The 375-nt window shown below is 60.3% G+C and carries 1 protein-coding gene; it reads left to right on the top strand.

Annotated elements, in window-relative coordinates; genetic code table 11:
- Positions 1–49 precede the first annotated feature (49 nt).
- Positions 50–375 (top strand): amino acid permease (locus tag AC1U89_RS25000; RefSeq protein ID WP_479902306.1); only part of this gene is annotated, 326 nt, incomplete at its 3' end.

The following is a 375-nucleotide window of genomic DNA, read 5'->3' as shown; positions in this document are numbered from 1 at the left end:
GTACTGCCTGTCCTGCTACGCCCTCGTTAGCGCCTACGGCTCCAAGGCCGTGGATACTGCCACGAACAATCCGACGGGCATGTTCAACGACGCACTCGACCGATTCGTCATGCCGGGTTTCTCGAACGTCGCGCTGGTTCTGGTAGCTTCCTCCTGTGTTGCTGCTCTGATCTCTACCCATAACGTCATAGCCCGGTACCTGTTCAACATCGGCTCTGACCGGGCGCTGCCGCCCTATCTCTCCAGGGTTCACAAGCGCCATCACTCCCCTCACCTGGCATCTATCACCGTCTCGATCGTGGTTGCACTGGCCCTGCTTTCCTTCGTCGTCGCAGGCACCGACGCCGCTCAGCTTTACGGTCAGATGGCCGGCCT

This window comes from Caulobacter sp. 05T431, assembly GCF_056665975.1.
This window is presented reverse-complemented; position numbering and strand designations above follow the sequence as displayed.